Origin of the sequence: Methylomonas subterranea (genome assembly GCF_024505185.1) — a bacterium.
Taxonomy (GTDB): domain Bacteria; phylum Pseudomonadota; class Gammaproteobacteria; order Methylococcales; family Methylomonadaceae; genus Methylomonas; species Methylomonas subterranea.
This window is the reverse complement of sequence record NZ_JANIBJ010000015.1, coordinates 29,384-50,209: the sequence shown is the minus strand read 5'-3', so window position 1 is coordinate 50,209 and position 20,826 is coordinate 29,384. Positions and strand designations below refer to the sequence as shown.

General features: G+C 52.0%; 17 protein-coding genes and 3 tRNA genes. 16 read left to right on the top strand and 4 right to left on the bottom strand.

Annotated features, from left to right (window positions below):
• Positions 1-14: 14 nt before the first annotated feature.
• The 3 genes from NP590_RS09620 to NP590_RS09610 all read right to left on the bottom strand — a co-directional run bounded on the left by NP590_RS09620 (position 15) and on the right by NP590_RS09610 (position 2,814).
• Positions 15-1,148 carry a PilT/PilU family type 4a pilus ATPase gene (locus NP590_RS09620; protein ID WP_256602161.1) on the bottom strand — a complete coding sequence of 378 codons (1,134 nt, stop codon included), beginning with the start codon at positions 1,146-1,148 and terminating at the stop codon, positions 15-17.
• Positions 1,149-1,164: 16 nt separating this feature from the next.
• Positions 1,165-2,202 (bottom strand): type IV pilus twitching motility protein PilT, encoded by a 1,038-nt coding sequence (locus NP590_RS09615; RefSeq protein ID WP_256602160.1) that lies wholly within the window; start codon positions 2,200-2,202, stop codon positions 1,165-1,167.
• A 270-nt stretch (positions 2,203-2,472) separates the two neighbouring features.
• Entirely contained in the window at positions 2,473-2,814 is a 342-nt protein-coding gene (locus tag NP590_RS09610; RefSeq protein WP_256602158.1) for a TraR/DksA family transcriptional regulator, read from the bottom strand.
• 179 nt (positions 2,815-2,993) lie between these two features.
• On the opposite strand from NP590_RS09610, the gene NP590_RS09605 reads away from it, so the two are divergent.
• From NP590_RS09605 to topA, 7 genes are all read left to right on the top strand, one after another.
• The gene (locus NP590_RS09605) at positions 2,994-4,223 is read left to right on the top strand and encodes an NADP-dependent isocitrate dehydrogenase (RefSeq protein WP_256602156.1); all 1,230 of its coding nucleotides are present in this window, start codon (positions 2,994-2,996) and stop codon (positions 4,221-4,223) included.
• Positions 4,224-4,387: 164 nt separating this feature from the next.
• Positions 4,388-5,509: a GDP-mannose 4,6-dehydratase gene (gene gmd, locus NP590_RS09600; protein ID WP_256602155.1), complete on the top strand. Its 1,122-nt coding sequence runs from the start codon at positions 4,388-4,390 to the stop codon at positions 5,507-5,509.
• A gap of 4 nt (positions 5,510-5,513) precedes the next feature.
• Complete coding sequence (gene fcl / locus NP590_RS09595) at positions 5,514-6,482, top strand: GDP-L-fucose synthase (protein WP_256602154.1); 969 nt, start codon at positions 5,514-5,516, stop codon at positions 6,480-6,482.
• Between the two features lie 123 nt (positions 6,483-6,605).
• The gene (locus tag NP590_RS09590) at positions 6,606-7,646 is read left to right on the top strand and encodes a LysM peptidoglycan-binding domain-containing protein (RefSeq protein WP_256602153.1); all 1,041 of its coding nucleotides are present in this window, start codon (positions 6,606-6,608) and stop codon (positions 7,644-7,646) included.
• 51 nt (positions 7,647-7,697) lie between these two features.
• Entirely contained in the window at positions 7,698-8,795 is a 1,098-nt protein-coding gene (gene dprA, locus NP590_RS09585) for a DNA-processing protein DprA (protein WP_256602152.1), read from the top strand.
• An 8-nt stretch (positions 8,796-8,803) separates the two neighbouring features.
• Positions 8,804-9,271: a Smg family protein gene (locus NP590_RS09580; RefSeq protein WP_256602151.1), complete on the top strand. Its 468-nt coding sequence runs from the start codon at positions 8,804-8,806 to the stop codon at positions 9,269-9,271.
• 15 nt (positions 9,272-9,286) lie between these two features.
• Positions 9,287-11,605 carry a type I DNA topoisomerase gene (gene topA / locus NP590_RS09575; RefSeq protein ID WP_256602150.1) on the top strand — a complete coding sequence of 773 codons (2,319 nt, stop codon included), beginning with the start codon at positions 9,287-9,289 and terminating at the stop codon, positions 11,603-11,605.
• A gap of 6 nt (positions 11,606-11,611) precedes the next feature.
• On the opposite strand, the gene NP590_RS09570 is transcribed toward topA, so the two are convergent.
• Positions 11,612-12,070 carry a DUF192 domain-containing protein gene (locus NP590_RS09570; protein ID WP_256602149.1) on the bottom strand — a complete coding sequence of 153 codons (459 nt, stop codon included), beginning with the start codon at positions 12,068-12,070 and terminating at the stop codon, positions 11,612-11,614.
• Positions 12,071-12,138: 68 nt separating this feature from the next.
• Between NP590_RS09570 and NP590_RS09565 the strand changes: the two genes are divergently transcribed.
• The 9 genes from NP590_RS09565 to NP590_RS09525 all read left to right on the top strand — a co-directional run bounded on the left by NP590_RS09565 (position 12,139) and on the right by NP590_RS09525 (position 20,822).
• Positions 12,139-12,222 (top strand) — tRNA-Leu (locus NP590_RS09565).
• A 109-nt stretch (positions 12,223-12,331) separates the two neighbouring features.
• Positions 12,332-13,633, top strand: a complete 1,302-nt coding sequence (gene tig / locus NP590_RS09560) for a trigger factor (RefSeq protein ID WP_256602148.1) — start codon at positions 12,332-12,334, stop codon at positions 13,631-13,633.
• A gap of 8 nt (positions 13,634-13,641) precedes the next feature.
• Positions 13,642-14,274, top strand: coding sequence for an ATP-dependent Clp endopeptidase proteolytic subunit ClpP (gene clpP, locus NP590_RS09555; RefSeq protein ID WP_256602147.1), 633 nt, complete (start codon positions 13,642-13,644; stop codon positions 14,272-14,274).
• 97 nt (positions 14,275-14,371) lie between these two features.
• On the top strand, positions 14,372-15,643 hold the full coding sequence (gene clpX / locus NP590_RS09550) for an ATP-dependent Clp protease ATP-binding subunit ClpX (protein ID WP_256602146.1): 1,272 nt from the start codon (positions 14,372-14,374) through the stop codon (positions 15,641-15,643).
• 152 nt (positions 15,644-15,795) lie between these two features.
• Positions 15,796-18,210 carry an endopeptidase La gene (gene lon, locus NP590_RS09545; RefSeq protein ID WP_256602145.1) on the top strand — a complete coding sequence of 805 codons (2,415 nt, stop codon included), beginning with the start codon at positions 15,796-15,798 and terminating at the stop codon, positions 18,208-18,210.
• Positions 18,211-18,415: 205 nt separating this feature from the next.
• A complete protein-coding gene (gene hbs, locus NP590_RS09540) occupies positions 18,416-18,688 on the top strand; it encodes a non-specific DNA-binding protein Hbs (protein WP_256602144.1) in 273 nt (90 codons plus the stop codon).
• A gap of 13 nt (positions 18,689-18,701) precedes the next feature.
• Positions 18,702-18,777: transfer RNA gene (locus NP590_RS09535), tRNA-Val, on the top strand.
• 6 nt (positions 18,778-18,783) lie between these two features.
• Positions 18,784-18,860 (top strand) — tRNA-Asp (locus NP590_RS09530).
• 96 nt (positions 18,861-18,956) lie between these two features.
• Entirely contained in the window at positions 18,957-20,822 is a 1,866-nt protein-coding gene (locus tag NP590_RS09525; protein ID WP_256602143.1) for a SurA N-terminal domain-containing protein, read from the top strand.
• The last annotated feature ends 4 nt before the right edge of the window (positions 20,823-20,826 follow it).

Sequence of the window (20,826 nt, the reverse complement as noted above, 5' to 3'; positions counted from 1 at the left end):
GATGATTGGATTGCTTATTTGTAAAGGCTGCCGTTGTCTTCGTCGGTTTCCGACAGTTTCATTTCGTCATTGTCGAAATCGGCATTTTCCGCGCCCAATTTGATCATCAGGCGGACTTCGTTGCGGGAGTCGGCCGCGTTCAAGGCGTCTTCGTAACTGATTTTGCCGGCGGTATACAGGTCGTACAACGCTTGATCGAAGGTCTGCATGCCGTGTTCGCGGGAGTTCTTCATCAGTTCCTTCAGCTTATGCACTTCGCCTTTACGAACCAAGTCCGACACCAGCGGCGTATTCAGCAGAATTTCAATAGCCGGATATCGCCCCTTGCCGTCGGCGCGCTTGACCAGTTGCTGAGCGACGATGCCGCGCAGATTCAGCGACAGGTCCATGAAGATTTGCCCATGCATGTCTTCCGGGAAAAAGTGCAGGATACGATCCAGCGCTTGGTTGGCGTTATTCGCGTGCAAGGTACATAGGCACAAATGGCCGGTCTCGGCAAAGGTAATGGCGTGTTGCATGGTCTCTTTGGTCCTGACCTCGCCAATCAGAATCACATCCGGCGCTTGCCGCAAGGTGTTTTTCAGCGCCACTTCGTAAGATTCGGTATCCAGCCCTACTTCGCGCTGAGTGATGATACAGCCCCTGTGCGGATGCACGAATTCGATCGGGTCTTCGATGGTAATGATATGACCGTTGCTGTTTTCGTTGCGATGGCGGATCAAGGCTGCCAAGGAGGTCGATTTACCGGTACCGGTGGCGCCCACAAACAATACCAAGCCGCGTTTGTACATGATCAGTTCTTTCAGAACCGGCGGCAGATGCAGCTCTTCGGAAGAGGGAATCGCGGTTTCGATGCGGCGTAAAACCATGCCGGCCGCATCGCGCTGGGTAAAGGCACTGACCCGGAAGCGGCCCAGGCCTTCGACGCCCATGGCGAACTGGCATTCCTTGGTATGTTCGAATTCGTCTTTCTGACGTTGCTCCATGATGCTGAGTACCACTTTCAGCGCTTGATCGGCGGTCAGAATGTTTTTGGAAACATCCACCACTTTGCCGTCGATTTTCATGCAGGGCGGCTTGCCGGCGGTGATGAATAAGTCAGAGGCCTTTTTTTCCACCATCAGGGCCAGTAATGCTTTGAAGTCCATGTTCCCTCCCGTTTTTTTAGCGGAACAAGTCTTTGTTGACGGCTTTCACCATGGCCGCCTTGGCGGTGATTAGCCCCTTGTCGACCAGTTCCTTCAAGTTTTGATCCAGCGTCTGCATACCGTCCTTGCGGCCGGTTTGGATCGCCGAATACATTTGCGCCACCTTGGCCTCGCGGATCAGGTTGCGAATCGCGGCGGTGCCGACCATGATTTCGTGGGCGGCAATCCGGCCGCCGCCGACTTTTTTCAATAGCGTTTGCGAGATGACCGCCTGCAAGGACTCCGACAGCATGGAACGTATCATGTCTTTTTCCGCCGCCGGGAAGACGTCGATGATCCGGTCGATGGTTTTGGCGGCGGAAGTGGTGTGCAAGGTGCCGAACACCAAGTGGCCGGTTTCGGCGGCGGTCAATGCCAGACGTATGGTTTCCAAATCCCTCATTTCGCCGACCAGAATGATGTCCGGGTCTTCCCGTAGCGCCGAACGCAAGGCTTCGTTGAAGCCTAGCGTGTCCCTATGCACCTCGCGTTGATTGATCAATGATTTCTGGCTCTCGTGTACGAATTCTATCGGATCTTCGACGGTCAGGATGTGCGAATAGTCGTTGGAATTGATGTGGTTGATCATGGCGGCCAACGTGGTGGATTTACCCGAACCGGTGGGGCCGGTCACCAGAATCAAACCGCGCGGCTTGGTACAGACTTCCTCGAAAAACTTGGGGGCGCCCAAGTCTTCCAGTGTTAATACCTTGGACGGAATGGTCCGGAAGACAGCGCCGGCACCCCGATCCTGATTGAAGGCGTTGACCCTGAAGCGCGCCACGCCGGGCAAGGCAAAGGAAAAGTCGGTTTCCAGGAATTCTTCGTAATCTCGGCGCTGCTTGTCGTTCATGATGTCGTAAATCAGCGCATGAACTTCCTTATGATCCAGAGCCGGAATATTGATGCGGCGGATATCGCCATCGACCCGAATCATGGGCGGCAGGCCGGCGGACAAATGCAAATCCGAGGCTTTATTTTTAACGGAAAACGTCAATAATTCGGCAATGTCCATGAGTATTGTCTCAGCTATGGTGAAAGTGTAGGGGCAAGGATAGTACAGATTGTTGAGCGCATCGCGCCGGGCGGTGTTGGACCGGCTTTTCGGTCTTGTTTTACTTCACGGTTGTTAGTTCTACTTTGTCAGATTCTTAAAGGAATTCGTCATTCCGGCAGGGATTGCCGGAATCCAGGCGCCAGGATGGACCGAAGCCTGCCATCCATGGCGCTGGATGCTCGCTTCCAGGCGGACATGACGGCGGTTTTTAAATGCGACAAAGTAGAATTAGTTTTTCTCATTCAATTCGGCGCAATGAATACATCGATTGGCGTAGGGCAGCGCGGTAAGACGTTCCTGTTTGATCGGTTCTCCGCATGCCAGGCAAATACCGTAACTGCCGTCGTCGATTCTGGAAATAGCCTGTTTGATTTTTTCAACTTCAACCCGGGCGGCATTGCCCAGGGCGTCCAGCACTTCGTCATTCTCGACTTCGACGGCCTGTTCGGAAAAATCCTGTTCCAGCGGTTTGTCGACGTGTCTGACATCATCGGTGATTTTGCCTAGGCGCTCATCGAGTTCTTCCAGCATGTCGAGTAAGTGATTGCGAACATCTTGATATTCTTTCATGGCTGTCTCCGCTGGCCGGTTAGGTTGGATGGCGGCCAGTTGGCCGGCCAGGCTCTGCTTCTTATACAATGAACCGCCAAGCTGTGCAATAAACTTGCCTGGCGACGTCGGTAAAGCGTAAAGCACTTAACAGTTTGTCAGGCTATACTGAGCCGACGAGTTAATGTGTGGAGTAGGGAATGAAAAAAATATCTGTCGAAAATCCGGTCGTGGAAATTGATGGTGACGAGATGACTCGCATCCTCTGGCATTTCATTAAGGATCAGTTAATTCTGCCGTATCTGGACTTAAACATTGACTATTACGATTTGTGTATTCAGCAGCGCGATGCCACGGACGATCAAATCACGATAGAAGCGGCAAATGCGATCAAACGGCACGGTGTCGGCATCAAATGTGCCACGATTACGCCGGACGAGGCCAGGGTGGCGGAGTTCAGTCTGAAGAAAATGTACAAATCTCCCAACGGCACCATTCGAAATATTTTGGATGGCACGGTGTTTCGGGAGCCAATTATTTGCCGCAACGTACCTCGGTTGGTGCCGAACTGGACTCAGCCTATCTGTATTGGCCGGCACGCTTTTGGTGACCAATATCGGGCTACGGATTTTGTCACCCGGGGCAAGGGTAAATTAAAGATTAGTTTCACCCCGGACGACGGCGGTCCGGAGCAAAGCTTCGAGGTGTATCACTTTGACGGCGATGGCGTGGCGCTGGCGATGTACAACACCGACGAGTCAATTGCCGGATTTGCCCGCAGTTGCTTCAACGTGGCCTTGGATAGGGGGTGGCCGCTTTATCTGTCTACCAAAAACACCATATTGAAGAAGTATGACGGTCGCTTCAAGGATATTTTCGAAGCCATTTATCAAGCGGAATACAAGGAGCTTTATCAAGCCAAGGGCATCGTTTACGAGCACAAGCTGATCGACGACATGGTGGCGTCGGCGTTGAAATGGAATGGTGCGTTCGTATGGGCCTGTAAAAATTACGATGGCGATGTGCAGTCCGATACCGTGGCGCAGGGCTTCGGTTCGCTGGGCTTGATGACTTCCACCCTGGTGACTCCGGACGGCAAGATTATGGAGGCCGAAGCGGCGCATGGCACGGTCACCCGCCATTATCGTATGCACCAGCAAGGCAAAACCACCTCAACCAACCCGATTGCGTCGATTTTTGCTTGGACTCGCGGGTTGGCGTTTCGGGGCAAATTGGATGGCAACGCCGAGTTGATCCGGTTTTGCGAAACCCTGGAAAGAGTGTGTATCGATACGGTGGAAGCCGGCAAAATGACCAAGGATCTGGCCATGTGTATCCATGGTGATGCCGTGCAGGATTCTCATTATTTGAGCACCGAGGCATTTTTGGAAGCGCTTCGCGCCAACCTTGAAAAATGCCGGCATGCGTGACAGCGATTCAAGCGTTGAAACATTTTGGTAACTAGCCGGTTTTTAAGAAAATGGTGTAGCATTCTGCATTCATCAATATGCGCCAATAGCCTGTAAACCTCTGGTTTGCTCCAGACATTGCGTTTTTGTTTAAATTATTTGTAATTAAAATTTCAGGAGTTGAGATGGAAAAGCGGGTAGCTTTAATCACAGGGATAACCGGGCAGGACGGCTCGTATCTGGCCGAGTTTTTGTTGGAAAAAGGCTATGAAGTGCATGGCATCAAGCGGCGGGCATCGCTATTCAACACCGAGAGGGTCGATCACATTTATCAAGATCCGCACGTCAAGGATCCCAAGTTTTATCTGCATTACGGCGATTTGACCGACAGCTCGAACCTGACCCGGATACTCAAGGAAACCAATCCCACGGAGGTTTACAACCTGGGAGCCATGAGCCACGTGGCGGTGTCGTTTGAATCTCCGGAATATACCGCCGATGTGGATGCCATCGGCACCCTGCGTATTCTCGAAGCCATGCGCTTTTTAGGTATGGAAAAATCCACCCGTTTCTATCAGGCTTCCACCTCCGAATTATATGGACTGGTGCAGGAAATTCCGCAAAAAGAAACCACGCCGTTTTATCCGCGTTCTCCTTATGCGGTGGCCAAGCTTTATGCGTACTGGATAACCGTCAATTACCGCGAAGCATACGGTATGTACGCCTGCAACGGTATTTTGTTCAACCACGAGTCGCCGCGGCGGGGTGAAACCTTTGTGACCCGCAAAATCACTCGCGGCTTGAGCAATATTGCCGCGGGTCTGGAACAATGTTTGTATATGGGTAACATGGACTCCCTGCGCGATTGGGGGCACGCCAAGGATTATGTGCGGATGCAGTGGATGATGCTGCAGCAGGAGCAGCCGGAAGATTACGTGATCGCGACCGGCGTGCAGTATTCGGTGCGGCAGTTTATCGAAATGTCGGCCCTGGAGTTGGGTATTTCAATACGTTGGGAAGGCCATGGTGTCGAGGAAAAGGGCTATGTTGCCGCCATAAGCGGCGATAAAGCGCCGAAAGCCGAAATAGGGCAGCAAATCGTGGCCATCGATCCGCGTTATTTCCGTCCCGCCGAAGTGGAAACCTTGTTGGGCGATCCGACCAAGGCCAAGGAAAAGTTGGGCTGGGTGCCGCAAATCAGCTTGGGAGAAATGATCAAGGAAATGGTGGCTTACGATTTGGAACAGGCGCAAAAACATGCATTGCTGAAACAGCAAGGATATAGCGTAGCGGTAAGCAAGGAGTAATTCCGTGACAGACAAGAAAATCTATCTGGCTGGCCACCGGGGCATGGTAGGCTCGGCCATTTTGCGGCAGTTGCAGTCGGCGGGATGCGAAAATGTGCTGGTGCGCACACATGCCGAGTTGGATTTGACCGATCAGGCTGCGGTACGAGAATTTATGCAAACCGAAAAACCCGAGCGGGTGATTCTGGCCGCGGCCAAGGTGGGAGGCATTCATGCCAACAATGTTTATCCGGCGGAATTCATTTACCAAAATCTGATGATGGAAGCCAATATCATTCATCAGGCGTGGGCGGCGGGATGCCGGGAGTTGTTGTTTTTGGGCAGTTCCTGCATTTATCCCAAATTTGCCGAACAGCCGATGCGGGAATCGGCTTTGTTGACCGGGGTTTTGGAGGCCACCAACGAGCCCTATGCCATTGCCAAGATCGCCGGCATAAAATTATGCGAATCCTATAACCGCCAATTCGGCACGGACTATCGTTCGGTCATGCCGACCAATCTTTACGGCGAAAACGATAATTTTCATCTGGAAAACAGTCATGTTATTCCGGCCATGATACGCAAGTTTCATGATGCCAAAACGGCGCATGCTTCAAGCGTGACGTTGTGGGGAACCGGCACGGCGATGCGGGAATTTTTGCATGTGGACGATATGGCCGCGGCCTGTTTGCATGTGTTGAACCTGGATGCGAGTTCTTACTGGGCGACGATTGAACCGATGTTGTCGCATTTGAATGTGGGGACCGGCGAGGATGTTACCATTCGGAGCTTAGCTGAAACGATTCAAAAAGTGGTGGGTTTTAACGGCAGTATCGAATGGGATAGCTCCAAACCCGATGGCACACCGCGCAAATTAATGGACAACGGCAAATTGCGCTCGCTGGGCTGGCAGCCTACCATCGGTTTGGAGGAAGGTTTAAATGCGACCTACCAATGGTTCCTTCAGCATCAGGCGGAATTTAAAAGTCAGTAGTCGGTCCCGCTGGGTAACAGTGTAGAGCGAGTCCCGCAGTGATTCCGCGGCTGGATTTATGGCCGAATTCATCTAAACTTTGCAATCACACAGATTCTTCTCATGGCTGGCAGGAATAACTTTATGGCTTTACGTCTATTGCTGGGATTGTTGATTCCCTTGCTTTTTAGCGCTTTTGTATGGGCTGATTCATTACGGATCAACCCCAACCATCCTGATCAATATACCGTGGTCAAGGGGGATACTTTATGGGACATTTCCGGCAAATTTCTCGAGCACCCCTGGCAATGGCCGCGGCTCTGGCATAATAATCCGCACATCAAAAACCCGCACTGGATTTATCCGGGCGACACGCTGTATTTTTCCTACGTGGATGGCGAGCCGCGCCTGAGTTTGACGCCGGAGTTCGGCTATGGCGAGTCGCCCAACCTGACGCCGCATATCCGGGAATCGTCGATCGAGCAAGCGATTCCGATGATACCCAGCGACGCGATTACGCAGTTTTTGAGCTCGCCCAAGGTCGTAGCCGCCGATGAGCTGGGTCAGGCACCTTACGTGCTTGAAATCGCCGATGAGCATTTAGTGGCCGGTAGCGGCGATAGGGTTTATGTGCGGGCGATCGAAAATCCGGAAGGGCTCGAATACACCATTTACCGCCAAGGCAAACCGTATATCAGTCCGGATACCCAAGAGATACTCGGTTACGAAGCGGATTATGTCGCCGACACGCTGTTGGAAAGTCCGGGCGATCCGGCCACCTTGCGCATTACCAAATCCAATAGCCAAGTGCGTCGCGGCGACAGGTTGATGTTGAGTTCGGCCGGCGAAATGGCCTTGAATTATTTCCCCAGGCCGCCGGAGCAACGCGTGGTGGGAAGCATTATTCGGGTTATGGGCGGCGTTTCCCAGATTGGTCAATACGATATCGTGGTGATTGACAAGGGTACGGCGGACGGCTTGGAAGTCGGCCACACCCTGGATATATACAGAAAAGGGCGTGTCGTGGCCGATAAGATTCAATCCGATAACGCCGTGCCGGTTAAATTGCCGGATGAATTGGCCGGGGTGCTGATGGTTTTTCGCCCATTCGAGCGCGTAAGTTACGCCTTGGTGATGAAAGCGACTTCGGCCATTCACACTTTGGACAGAGTGCAAACACCATAAAATACCGCCCTCGCCAACAGCGCGAGGGGTATACACCGGGTAGTTCTTTTATTGTCAAAAACGCTGAATTCGCATATCAAATACTGGCTGGCTCTGACCCGCGTGCCAGGGGTCGGGCCGGTCGCCGTAAGGCGCCTGTTGGCGCATTTTTCCATTGAGCAAATTTTTTGCCTGTCCAAGGCCGCATTGAAGGGGGCGGGAATAGGTGAAAAACTCGTCGAGGCTCTGCAAAACCCAAACTGGGAATTGGTCGAACAGGATTTACTCTGGCTTGAGCAGCCCGGAAATACCGCAATCACGCTTCAGGATGCCGATTACCCCGAGCAATTAAAAGAAATCGCCGATCCTCCGCCGATACTTTTCGTTAAGGGCAGGTCTGAATGCCTAAATGCGCCGCAAATCGCCATGGTTGGCAGCCGTAACCCATCCGCCGCGGGGGTAAGAATTGCGCTTGATTTCGCTAGAGCCCTATCCGAGGCTGGTTATGTGATCACCAGCGGCATGGCGTTGGGCATCGATGCGGCCAGCCATCAAGGAGCGTTGAACGCAAGCGGTTGTACCATCGCGGTGGCCGGTACCGGATTGGATAGAGTTTATCCGGCTTGTCATCAACAATTGGCGACGGAAATTGTGGCAAACGGTGCTTTGGTTTCCGAGTTTCCGCCGGGCACAAAAGCCAAAACCGGCCACTTTCCCCGGCGAAATCGAATTATCAGCGGTTTATGTCGGGGCTTGCTGGTCGTGGAGGCCGCCCAACAAAGCGGATCGCTGATTAGCGCCAGAATGGCCCTGGAACAAAACCGGGAAGTGTTTGCCATTCCGGGTTCGATCAACAATCCATTGGCGCGCGGCTGTAACGCTTTAATCAGGCAAGGGGCCAAACTGGTGGAAACCGCCGAGGATATTTTTGAAGAATTAGGTCAATACAATCAGATATATAAGTCGATTGATGCACAAATAAATCAGACGGCGCTTGACCTGGAGCAGCAAAATCTATTGAAATTGATTCCGTACAGCCCGATTGCGGTTGACAATCTGGTTCAGGACAGTGGTTATTCTGTGGAAACCGTTTCATCGATACTGTTGGTTCTGGAACTGCAAGGCTACATAGCCGCGGCCGCCGGCGCTAGCTATTACCGAATCCAATAAAGGCTCTAATGAAAGAAGATATTTTTGATGTGCTGATCTATCTGTTTGAAAATTACCTGGATGGCGACAGCGACAATTATCCGGATACCGATGTGATTGCCAGTGAGTTACTCGACGCCGGTTTTCAACAGCCTGATGTCAGCAAAGCCTTTGATTGGCTGGAATCCCTGGCGGAAATAGACAGCATAAGCCCGGCGGTCACGTCCTCATTTAGAATCTTCAGCCGTCAGGAAGAGGCTGTGTTCGACCTGGAATGCCGTGACTTTCTAATGTTTCTTGAGCACGGCGGCATTTTGACTGCGGCCAATCGGGAAATCGCCATCGACAGGGCCATGGCCCTGAAGGACGAAGATATCACATTGGAAAAGCTCAAGTGGATAGTGCTGATGGTATTGTTGAGTCAACCGGGCGATAGCGCCGCATTTTCGCGCATGGAAGATATCGTTTACGACTTGATACCGACTTCTTTACATTGATTCGTTACGGACAGCATGAGCAAAAGTTTAGTCATTGTAGAGTCTCCCGCCAAATGCAAAACCATAGAAAAATATTTGGGCAAGGATTTTCAGGTGCTTGCCTCCTACGGTCATGTCCGTGACCTGATTCCCAAGGAAGGTGCCGTCGACCCTGAAAACGGCTTTGCCATGAAATATCAGGTCATCGACCGTAACCAGCGGCATTTGCAGGAAATAGGCAAGGCCTTGAAGAATGCCGACACCTTGTATCTGGCTACCGACCCTGACAGGGAGGGCGAGGCGATTTCCTGGCATGTGTTCGAGCATCTGAAGGAAAAAAAACTTTTAAAGGATAAAGAGGTGCGGCGGGTGGTGTTTCATGAGATCACCAAAAAAGCCGTTACCGAGGCTATCGCTCATCCGACCGAATTATCCACCACCATGGTGAATGCCCAGCAAGCACGTCGGGCCTTGGATTATTTGGTGGGTTTCAATCTGTCGCCGCTGCTGTGGAAAAAAATCCGCCGCGGCTTATCGGCCGGCCGGGTGCAAAGTCCCGCCTTGCGCATGATAGTGGAGCGGGAACTGGAAATCGAGGCCTTCAAAACCCGCGAATACTGGTCGCACACCGCCGACGCCAGCGCGCAGGGCCAGCCCTTCAAAGCCAAGCTGACGCATTTCAATGGCGAAAAACTGACGCAATTCAGCATCACCGATGAAACCCGGGCCAATCAGGTCAGGCAGGCACTTTTGGAAGCCGGCGATGGCCAATTGATCGTCGCCAAGCTGGAGAAAAAACAGCGCAATAAAAATCCGGCGCCGCCCTTTATCACCTCCACCCTGCAGCAGGAAGCGGCCCGCAAACTGGGGTTTACCACCAAGCGCACCATGATGGTGGCGCAGCAGTTATACGAGGGCATCGATCTGGGTGGCGAGACGGTCGGTTTGATTTCCTATATGCGTACTGATTCGGTGAATCTGGCGGATGAGGCGTTGGCGGATATTCGGGCGCTGATTGCCGAGAAATACGGGGCGGATAATGTCCCAAAAGAGCCGCGCCAGTTTAAAACCAAATCCAAAAATGCCCAGGAAGCGCACGAGGCGATTCGTCCCACTTCGGTGCAAAGACTGCCTGATCTGGTGAAAAATCGTTTGAGCGTTGAGCAATTCAAACTGTACGATTTGATCTGGAAGCGCACCGTGGCTTGTCAGATGATACATGCGACCCTAAATCTGGTTGCGGTGGATCTCAATTGCGGCAGCGATAAAAATGTATTTCGCGCCACCGGTTCTACCGTCACCAATCCGGGTTTTATGATGGTGTATCTGGAAGGGGTGGACGACAGCAAGGAAGCCGCGGACGATCAGGATAGATTGCTGCCGCCCATGGAGGAAGGCCGGCCGGTGGTTTTGAACGACGTTGCCGCAAATCAACACTTTACCGAGCCGCCGCCCCGATATAGCGAGGCCAGTCTGGTAAAGGCCTTGGAAGAACATGGCATAGGTCGGCCCTCGACCTATGCCACCATCATCTCGACCTTGCAGAATCGCGAATATGTCACCATAGACAGTAAGCGCTTTTACCCAACCGATGTGGGGCGCATCGTCAACAAGTTTCTGACCGAGCATTTTACCAAGTACGTCGATTACAACTTTACCGCCAATCTGGAGGACGATCTGGATGCCGTGGCGCGCGGCGAAAAAGACTGGATTCCGTTGATGAACGATTTCTGGCGGCCCTTCACGCAGTTGATCAACGAAAAGGAGGAATCGGTACAACGCAAGGATGTGACCCAGGAAAGCATCGATGAAAAATGTCCGGAATGTGGTAGTCCCTTGTCGATTCGATTGGGACGAAACGGCCGTTTCGTCGGTTGTACCAATTATCCAACCTGTTCCTACACTCGTAATCTGGGAGAGGATAATGCGGCCAATTCTGCGGAACCGGAAGTGGTTGAGGGTAGGGCGTGCCCGAAATGCGAGTCGCCTCTGGTGATTAAAACAGGCCGCTACGGCAAGTTCGTGGGCTGCAGTGCGTATCCAAGCTGTAAGCATATCGAGCCCTTGGAAAAGCCGCGGGATACCGGTGTTGAATGTCCTCAATGTAAAAAGGGCTCGATTCTGAAGCGCAAGGCTCGCAGCGGCAAGATATTTTATTCTTGTTCGGAATATCCCAAATGCGACTACGCCTTGTGGGATGCACCGATCAAGGAAAGCTGCCCCAATTGCCAGTGGCCGATTTTAACCTTGAAAACCACCAAGCGGCGCGGAACGGAAAAGGTCTGCCCGCAAAAGGAATGCAAATATGCCACGCCCTACGAGGGCGATCCGGAGGATGTGAACGGGCCGGCCTAAATCGGTTTAAGGGACGTCATGCCGGTAATCGAGCATGACTTCCCGGCCGATTTCGATTTGATTTTTTTCTATAAAGCCGGCATTGACTTCCAGCATATACTTAGCCGGAGCGCTTGAGAGATAGTTGGGGCAGGGGTCGTGTCGGCAGGGTGTCAAGTGGGGCAGCATGGAAACGACTTTGTGGTCCGCCGATAAAAATAAAACATCCAGCGCCAGTAAGGTGTTTTTCATCCATACGCCGCGCAACTCTTGATCGGGATATACAAACAGCATGCCCCGGTTATCAGCCAGATGTTCCCTATGCATCAATCCTAATTCTCGTAGCGCCGGGGTGTCGGCGATTTCCACATCAAGTTGATGATTTTTGGAAAAACTGACGACGGCTTGCGCGGGGTCCGAGAATGCCGTTGCGTGCGGCAGGAGTAACGGAAAAACCCAATTAAACAGCTTGAAACGAATATGCATGGCGGAATTGCTTGAAATTGATTTGTTTTTGCCTCATGCGCTGATTATAATGCCGCGTTCATTTGTTTGCGAGCGTGGCGAAATTGGTAGACGCGCTGGATTTAGGTTCCAGTGGCAACCCCGTGGGAGTTCGAGTCTCCCCGCTCGCACCATTTCTATCTGTCATTCACAGCGATACAGCACCTTTTTCGATATTTCATGAGCCCCGCTGATCGGTTTCCCTGTTCAATTTCTTCTTTTTTAATTTTTTGAGGTAATGCAATGCAAGTTTCTGTCGAGAAGACATCAGAATTAAGCCGAAAAATGATTGTTAGCGTGCCTGATGCGGTACTTCAGGAAAAAATGGAAACTCGCTTAAAAAAACTGGCTCGGGAAGTTAAGGTTGACGGCTTTCGTCCCGGCAAGGTGCCTACCAGCATGGTCAAAAAAATTTACGGCGAGCGGGTAAAACAGGAAGTGGCCGGCGACTTGATTCAGTCGACTTATTTTGAAGCGCTGCAGCAGCAGGAACTGGTGCCGGCCGGTCATCCGAACATCACGCCATCGGATAAGGGCGAAGGATTCGAATACGTCGCGGAGTTTGAAGTCTACCCGGAAGTGTCGTTGGAAGCGGTCAACGGTCTGGAAATCCGGCGCCCGACAGCTGTGGTGTCCGATGCCGATGTGGAAAACATGATCGAAAAGCTGAAGCAGCAGAAGAAAAGCTGGGCCGTGGTCGAGCGGGCTTCCGAGGAAGGCGACAAGGTAAGCATTCATTTTTCGGGTGTCTCCGAGGGCGAGAATTTTACCGACGGCAAGGTCGAAAACTACCCGGTTGAAATCGGCGGTAAGCAAATGATTCCGGGGTTCGAGGATGAGTTGAAAGGTTTGTCGGTTGGCGACAGCAAAACCTTTAGCATTACCTTCCCGGAAAAATACAACAGCGAAAAGCTGGCGGGTAAAGTAGCCGAATTCGAAATCGAAATGGTCAAGGTCGAAGCGCCGGTATTGCCGGAACTGGACGCCGAATTCATCAAGGCCTATGGCGTTGAGGACGGCGATGTCGACTCCTTCCGCGCCGATGTCAGGGACAATATGGAGAGAGAGTTGGCGCAAGGCTTGAAAAACAAGCTGAAAACAGCCGTTATGGATGCGCTGTTTGAAAACGTGGCTATAACGCTGCCGAACGCCCTGATAGATCAGGAAATTCAAGCCTTGATGAAACCCTACGCGGAGCGGGCGGGCAAGGCAAAATTGAAACTGGAGGACCTGAATCTGCCCTCCGACATGTTCGAAAGTCAAGCCAAGCGCCGAGTGGCTTTGGGTCTGATTTTGGGCGAAATCATCCAAAAGAACGATATCAAGGTGGATGCCGATAAAGTACGCGCCACCATTGAAGATATGGCGAAGAGTTATGAGAAGCCGGAAGACGTAATTAACTGGTATTATGCGGACAATAGCCGCTTAAATGACGTCCAGCAGATGGTGTTGGAAGACCAAGCCGTGGCCTGGGTTATTGAGCGTGCTAGAGTCGTCGACCAAAGTGTCGGTTTTGAAGACGTCATGGATAGACAACAAGCATAGGAACCTTAATGATCGATCTAAATGGCATGAGTAGTATGGCTCCCCAAGCCGCCGGCGGTTTGGTGCCAATTGTAGTGGAGCAAACCGCGCGCGGTGAGCGTTCGTTTGATATTTATTCCCGTTTGCTGAAAGAGCGGGTTATTTTTCTGGTCGGCCAAGTGGAGGATTACTCGGCCAATCTGGTGGTGGCTCAGTTGCTGTTTCTGGAGTCGGAAAACCCGGATAAGGATATTCATTTGTATATCAATTCTCCCGGCGGTTCCGTAACGGCGGGCATGTCAATCTACGACACCATGCAGTTTATCAAGCCCGATGTCAGCACCATGTGTATAGGTCAGGCGGCCAGCATGGGTGCCTTATTGTTGGCGGGTGGCGCGGCCGGCAAGCGTTATTGTTTGCCGCACTCCAGAGTCATGATTCACCAGCCCTTGGGTGGGTTTCAGGGCCAGGCGTCGGACTTCGATATTCACGCCCGGGAAATTCTGGCCATTCGCGAGCGCTTGAATAAAATTCTGGCGCACCATACCGGACAGCCTTTGGAGAAAATTCAGCAGGATACGGACCGGGATAATTTCCTGAGTTCGCAGCAAGCGGTTGAATACGGTTTGATCGATAAGGTTTTGAGCAGTCGTAACGGCTAATCCATATTCGCCGCTCAGCGGCGAATTTATTGGAAAAGTTGATGAATTTGAAATATTCTTCAGTCACTGAAGCAATGAATTACCTCGGGGTCTGTCCATGAGTAAAGACAAAAAAGGCAAGGACGAAGATAAACTTCTGTACTGTTCTTTTTGCGGCAAAAGCCAAAACGAAGTCAGAAAGCTGATTGCCGGTCCGTCAGTCTATGTCTGTGATGAGTGTGTCGAGCTTTGTAATGACATTATTCGTGACGAATTACTGGAAGACGAGAAAACGGTCGGTAACGGCGCGCTGCCCAAACCGAAAGAAATCAAGCAGGAGCTGGATAATTACGTAATCGGACAGGAAAATGCCAAAAAGATTCTGGCCGTGGCTGTTTACAACCATTACAAACGCCTGCGCAGCAATAGTAAAAAAAGCGACGTCGAATTGGCGAAAAGCAATATTCTGCTGATTGGCCCCACTGGTTCGGGTAAAACCCTGTTGGCCGAGACGCTGGCGCGCCTGCTGGATGTGCCGTTTACCATTGCCGATGCCACCACGCTGACCGAAGCCGGCTATGTTGGAGAGGATGTGGAAAACATCATTCAGAAGATTTTGCAAAAGTGCGATTACGATGTGGAAAAGGCCGAGACGGGTATCGTCTACATCGATGAAATCGACAAAATCTCCCGTAAATCGGACAATCCCTCCATTACCCGCGATGTTTCCGGCGAAGGCGTGCAGCAGGCCTTGCTGAAATTGATCGAAGGCACCGTCGCTTCCGTGCCGCCGCAAGGAGGTCGCAAGCATCCTCAGCAGGAGTTCCTGCAGGTCAACACCGCCAATATATTGTTCATTGTCGGCGGCGCGTTCGCCGGATTGGATCGAGTCATCAAGAGCCGCACCGAAAAAGGCGGCATAGGTTTTTCGGCCGAAGTCAAAGCCAAGGACGACGGAAAAAATGTCGGGGAAGTGTTTGCCGATGTGCGGGCGGAGGATTTGATCAAATACGGTTTGATTCCGGAATTTGTCGGACGTTTGCCGGTTGTGGCGACATTGGATGAGCTGGACGAAGCGGCGCTGATACAGATTTTGACGCAACCCAAAAATGCCTTGATCAAGCAATATAAGCACTTATTCGAAATGGAAGGCGCGGAATTGGAGTTCAGGGAAGAATCGCTGGCGGCGATTGCGCGGAAATCCATGGAAAGAAAAACAGGCGCGCGCGGCTTGCGGACCATTGTGGAAAATGTCTTGCTGGATACCATGTACGAATTGCCTTCCAGCGACAATATCAGCAAGGTCGTGATCGACGAGAGCGTCATTAACGGACAGTCGGAGCCGCTGTTGGTTTACGAGTCGGAGTTTAAACGGGCGGCGGATTCATAGCGCCGCATTGGTTCCGCCGATGGGAAATGAAGGGGGTTTTCGCGCAAAACCCCTTTTTTTTGGCTTATTTTCAAAGATACTTGTTTTCTATCCGCGCGTCCTCATATAGGATTAAGCACAATTTCGCTTTCCGGCCACAGGATACAATTGATATGACTCACGTAAAAAGTAAAGACGAACTGATACCCGTGCTCCCGCTACGAGACGTGGTGGTCTATCCGCATATGGTAATTCCGCTTTTTGTCGGGCGGGGGATGTCCATAGATGCGCTCGACGCGGCGATAAAGCAGGATAAGCAGGTGCTGTTGATCGCCCAGAAACAGGCGGACATCGATGAGCCCGAGTTTGACGACTTATATAAAGTGGGGACTTTGGCGAATATCCTGCAGTTACTCAAGTTGCCGGACGGCACCGTCAAGGTTTTGGTGGAAGGTACTCAGCGTTGCTCGGTGATTCAATACCAGGAGTTTGAGGGCTATTGCGCCGCCGGCGTCCTGGAGTTGGAAGACGAATTGAACATCGACGAACAGGAGTTGGAAGTTTTACAGCGCACCGCCATCAGTTCCTTTGACCAATATGTAAAGCTGAACAACAAAATTCCGCCCGAAGTATTGAATTCGCTGGCCGGCATAGACGATCCCAGCCGCTTGGCCGATACCATGGCCGCGCACATGGCGCTGAAAGTGGAAGAAAAACAGAACATGCTGGAAATGGTCGATGTGGCTAAGCGCTTGGAAAGCTTGATGACGCTGATGGAAGGCGAGGTGGATATCCTGGAAATGGAAAAGAAAATCCGCGGCCGGGTCAAAAAGCAAATGGAAAAAAATCAGCGTGAATACTATCTGAACGAGCAAATGAAGGCGATTCAGAAAGAACTGGGCGAAATGGATGAAGCCAGCAATGAAGTCGAGGAGCTGGAAAAGAAAATCGAAGCGGCCGGCATGTCCGCCGAAGCGAAAACCAAAGCCATGGCGGAGCTGAACAAACTGAAAATGATGTCGCCGATGTCGGCGGAAGCTACCGTGGTGCGCAATTACATCGACTGGATGGTCAACGTGCCCTGGAAAAAGAAAACCAAGGTGCGCCACGACTTGAAAGTCGCCGAACAGGTCTTGGAATCCGAACACTACGGCTTGGAAAAAGTGAAGGAACGGATTCTGGAATACTTGGCGGTGCAGCAGCGGGTGAAGCAATTGAAGGGGCCGATTCTGTGCTTGGTCGGACCTCCGGGCGTGGGCAAAACCTCCTTGGGTCAATCGATAGCGCGGGCGACCAATCGCAAATACGTGCGGATGGCCTTGGGCGGGGTGAGGGACGAGGCGGAAATTCGCGGTCACCGGCGGACCTATATCGGCTCGATGCCTGGCAAGATATTGCAGAATCTGTCGAAAATAAAAACTCGCAACCCGATGTTTCTGCTGGACGAAATCGACAAAATGGCAGCCGATTTTCGGGGCGATCCGGCTTCCGCTTTGTTGGAGGTGTTGGATCCCGAGCAAAATCACACCTTTTCCGATCATTATCTGGAAGTGGATTTCGATTTGTCCGACGTGATGTTTGTGGCGACGGCGAATACCATGAATATCCCGGCGCCATTGATGGACCGGATGGAAGTGATACGTTTGGCCGGTTACACCGAGGACGAGAAAATCAACATCGCCTTGCGCTTTTTGATTCCCAAACAGGTAAAAAACAACGGCTTGGCGGAGTCGGAAATCGAAATCTCCGAGGCGGCGGTCAAGGACATCATCCGTTATTACACCCGCGAAGCCGGCGTGCGTAGCTTGGAGCGGGAAATTTCCAAGATCTGCCGGAAGGTGGTTAAGGATTTGCTGTTGCAAAAGGGCAAGGGCAAGATCGCCGTTGGCAAGGAAAATCTGGATAAATATCTGGGCGTCAGGCGCTTCAGTTACGGCATGGCGGAGGACAGCGACCAAGTCGGCCAAGTGACCGGTCTGGCCTGGACGGAAGTAGGTGGCGAACTGCTGACCATAGAGACCGCCGTGATGCCGGGTAAGGGTAAGCAGCAAGCCACGGGTAAATTGGGCGATGTAATGAAGGAGTCCATCGATGCGGCGGTGACGGTGGTTAGAAGTCGGTCGCATGTGTTGGGGATCGATAGCGAAGTGTTTCAAAAAAACGACATTCATATCCACGTGCCGGAAGGCGCCACGCCCAAGGATGGTCCGAGTGCCGGTATCGGTATGTGTACGGCGATTATTTCCGCGTTAACCAAAATCCCGGTCAGGGCCGACGTGGCGATGACTGGGGAGATCACCTTGCGCGGCGAAGTGTTGCCTATAGGCGGTCTGAAGGAAAAATTGTTGGCCGCTCATCGCGGAGGTATCCGGACCGTTGTCATTCCCTATGAAAACGAAAAGGATCTGGCGGAAATTCCCGATAACGTCAAAAGCAATTTGACCATCAAATGCGTGCGCTGGATCGATGAAGTGCTGGAAATCGCGTTGCAGAAAATGCCGGTGTCTATTGTTATCGATAGCCCGGACAGAGTGGATGGCGCCGGCGCCAAAAACGAGTCCAAGACACAAGCGGTCGTGGCGCACTGATGCGATTGTTGGTGGGGCTCTAAACCGTGCAAACCGTGGGATGCGGCGATTTCAATGCTTGACACGGCTCGCCGCCCGTTGATATAAAGGCCCACCTTCTCGCGGGAAGGCGGCGATTAGATGGGAGAGGGGTGAACCTGTTAGTGCCGAATAAAACCGCTTGTTTGAGTCATAATTATTAAAACCAAATCCTAAGGGGAAATAAATGAATAAATCGGAACTGATCGATGCCATTGCCGCATCATCTCAATTGACCAAAGCCGATGCCGGCCGTGCTTTGGATGGTTTTATCAAGTCTGTTGAAGAAGCGCTTAAAAAAGGCGATTCAGTGGCTCTGGTGGGTTTTGGAACCTTTGAAGTCAAAGAAAGAGCGGAGCGTAAGGGCCGCAATCCGCAAACCGGCGAAGAGATTACCATCAAGGCAGCGAAAATTCCGTCATTTAAAGCTGGCAAATCTTTAAAAGATGCTGTAAACTAGCGATTCTTTAGTCGGGTGCTTAGCTCAGCTGGGAGAGCATCGCCCTTACAAGGCGAGGGTCGGGGGTTCGAACCCCTCAGCACCCACCAGACTTAGGAGCGGTAGTTCAGTTGGTTAGAATACCGGCCTGTCACGCCGGGGGTCGCGGGTTCGAGCCCCGTCCGCTCCGCCAAAACAGAAACCTCGGGCCGAATGGTTCGAGGTTTTTTTTTGCGTGTTAATCTAAAGCCTGATTGGTCAGGTTAAATGCTGTTTAAGGACAGAGCTTATGCTATTAGAGATTAGAGAAAAGGTGCAGGGCGTATTTGCGTCCATCATTTTGGCGTTGATTTGCGTGCTTTTTGGCTTATGGGGCATCCAGAATTATTTGGGCGGAGGCAAGGAAACGCCCGAGATTACCGTGGGAGACAAGGAGTTTTTTCAGCGCGATATCAATCAAGCCTATCAGCAGTTTGCTCAGAATCTGGCCGGCATGAAATTTGACGAGGACACGCTGAAAAAGCAGGCATTGCAGAAGCTGATCAGGGACGAAGTCCTGCTGCAATATGCCCAAGAGCGAAAACTGGTGATTACCGACGATGTGGCCCGGGATTTCATTCAAACGCTGGAATATTTTCAAAAAGACGGCAAGTTCGATAAAACCCAGTACCAAACCCTGCTGGGTTCGCAAGGCATGTCTTCGGATGAATTCGTCGGCAGAATCAAAAAAGCCCTGATGATGGAGCAGGTACAGCGCGCCGTTGTTGACAGCGGCTTTGTTACCAAAGCCGAAGTGGCGGCTTTTTTCAAGATTCAAAATCAAAAACGGGATGTGGAATACATTACGGTGCCCTTGTCGGATTCCGCTCAAGTGCCTGCGGAAGAGGATATTTCGGCTTATTATCAGCAGCATCAAGACGCTTTTCAAACCGAGGAGCAGGTTTCCATTCAGTATGTGGAATTGGCTTTGGATGCGCTGGCCGACGAAGTCGATGCCACGGAAGACCAGTTGCAAGGCTATTATGAGGAACAAAAAGCCCAATTCAGCAATCCCGAGCGGCGCAAAATAAGCCATATATTGTTCGCCTTCGGCAAGGATGGCGTCAACGAAGAAGATGCGCTGCGGAAAGCCTTGCAGGCCAAGCAGGATCTGGCCGTCAAAGACTTTGCCGCCTTGGCCGCTGAAATATCCGACGACAAGCTTTCGGCCAAAAACGGCGGCGACTTGGGCTTGTTCAATGTGGGCGTCATGGAGAAAGCCTTCGAAGACGCCGCCAGTCAATTGAAGTTGGGCGAAGTTTCCGAGCCGGTAAAATCCGCATTCGGCTATCACCTGATTAAAGTGACCGAACTGGTGCCGGGCGAGGTTAAAGCTTTTGCGGCTGTTAAGCCCGAGTTGACCAAGGCCTATAAAAAATCGCAGGCCGAAGCAAAATTTGCTGGCTTGGCCGAAAAGCTTGGCGAAGTCAGCTATGAAAATCCGGACAGTCTGGAAGCAGCGGCCGCATTGTTGGGAGTTGCGGTCAAGGAAACGCCGTTGTTTTCCCGCAATGCCGGCGCCGATGTGGCCGCCGACGAAAAAGTCCGCTTGGCCGCGTTTTCCGAAGACGTTCTGAAAGGAAAAAATAGCGAGCCGGTTGAAGTCGAAGGCGATAAGGTGATTGTGCTGCGCATGAAGGCTCATCTGCCGGCGGCGACCAAGGAGCTGAAGGACGTCAGGAGTGCGGTCATCGCCTCGTTGCAAAAGCAAAATGCCCGGCAACGGGTGGCCGAAACCGCCAATAAACTCAAGGATGAGATATTGGCGGGAAAATCAATCGCCGATGTGGCTCGGAATGCGCAATTGACAGTGAAAAAAGTGGTCGGATTGGCGCGCACGGACGCCGATATCGATCCCATGATCAGCCAGGCGGTTTTTCGCGCCGCCAAGCCAACGGCCGGTCAACCCAGCATGGTCATTATCGACGACTCGCTGGGTGGCAAGGTCGTGGCCGGCATCACGAATGTTACGGCGGGCGAAATGAGTGAGGCCGACAAAGCCAAGCAAGCAGCGCTCGAGAAAAGCATGGCGACAGCTTTTGGCCGGGCGCAATTCGAAGCGGTGTTAAACCAGTTGCAAGCCAGCACAGATATCCGCATGCGTGCCGCGAAATAACCCA

What these genes read in the sequence shown, in the direction of transcription:
- gmd (WP_256602155.1), top strand. Translation starts at nt 4,388, where the DNA reads ATGGAAAAGCGGGTAGCTTTAATCACAGGGATAACCGGGCAGGACGGC.
- NP590_RS09580 (WP_256602151.1), top strand. Translation starts at nt 8,804, where the DNA reads ATGAAAGAAGATATTTTTGATGTGCTGATCTATCTGTTTGAAAATTAC.
- clpX (WP_256602146.1), top strand. Translation starts at nt 14,372, where the DNA reads ATGAGTAAAGACAAAAAAGGCAAGGACGAAGATAAACTTCTGTACTGT.
- NP590_RS09615 (WP_256602160.1), bottom strand. Translation starts at nt 2,202, where the DNA reads ATGGACATTGCCGAATTATTGACGTTTTCCGTTAAAAATAAAGCCTCG.
- NP590_RS09620 (WP_256602161.1), bottom strand. Translation starts at nt 1,148, where the DNA reads ATGGACTTCAAAGCATTACTGGCCCTGATGGTGGAAAAAAAGGCCTCT.
- NP590_RS09570 (WP_256602149.1), bottom strand. Translation starts at nt 12,070, where the DNA reads ATGCATATTCGTTTCAAGCTGTTTAATTGGGTTTTTCCGTTACTCCTG.
- NP590_RS09610 (WP_256602158.1), bottom strand. Translation starts at nt 2,814, where the DNA reads ATGAAAGAATATCAAGATGTTCGCAATCACTTACTCGACATGCTGGAA.
- topA (WP_256602150.1), top strand. Translation starts at nt 9,287, where the DNA reads ATGAGCAAAAGTTTAGTCATTGTAGAGTCTCCCGCCAAATGCAAAACC.
- NP590_RS09605 (WP_256602156.1), top strand. Translation starts at nt 2,994, where the DNA reads ATGAAAAAAATATCTGTCGAAAATCCGGTCGTGGAAATTGATGGTGAC.
- tig (WP_256602148.1), top strand. Translation starts at nt 12,332, where the DNA reads ATGCAAGTTTCTGTCGAGAAGACATCAGAATTAAGCCGAAAAATGATT.
- clpP (WP_256602147.1), top strand. Translation starts at nt 13,642, where the DNA reads ATGATCGATCTAAATGGCATGAGTAGTATGGCTCCCCAAGCCGCCGGC.
- NP590_RS09525 (WP_256602143.1), top strand. Translation starts at nt 18,957, where the DNA reads ATGCTATTAGAGATTAGAGAAAAGGTGCAGGGCGTATTTGCGTCCATC.
- lon (WP_256602145.1), top strand. Translation starts at nt 15,796, where the DNA reads ATGACTCACGTAAAAAGTAAAGACGAACTGATACCCGTGCTCCCGCTA.
- hbs (WP_256602144.1), top strand. Translation starts at nt 18,416, where the DNA reads ATGAATAAATCGGAACTGATCGATGCCATTGCCGCATCATCTCAATTG.
- NP590_RS09590 (WP_256602153.1), top strand. Translation starts at nt 6,606, where the DNA reads ATGGCTTTACGTCTATTGCTGGGATTGTTGATTCCCTTGCTTTTTAGC.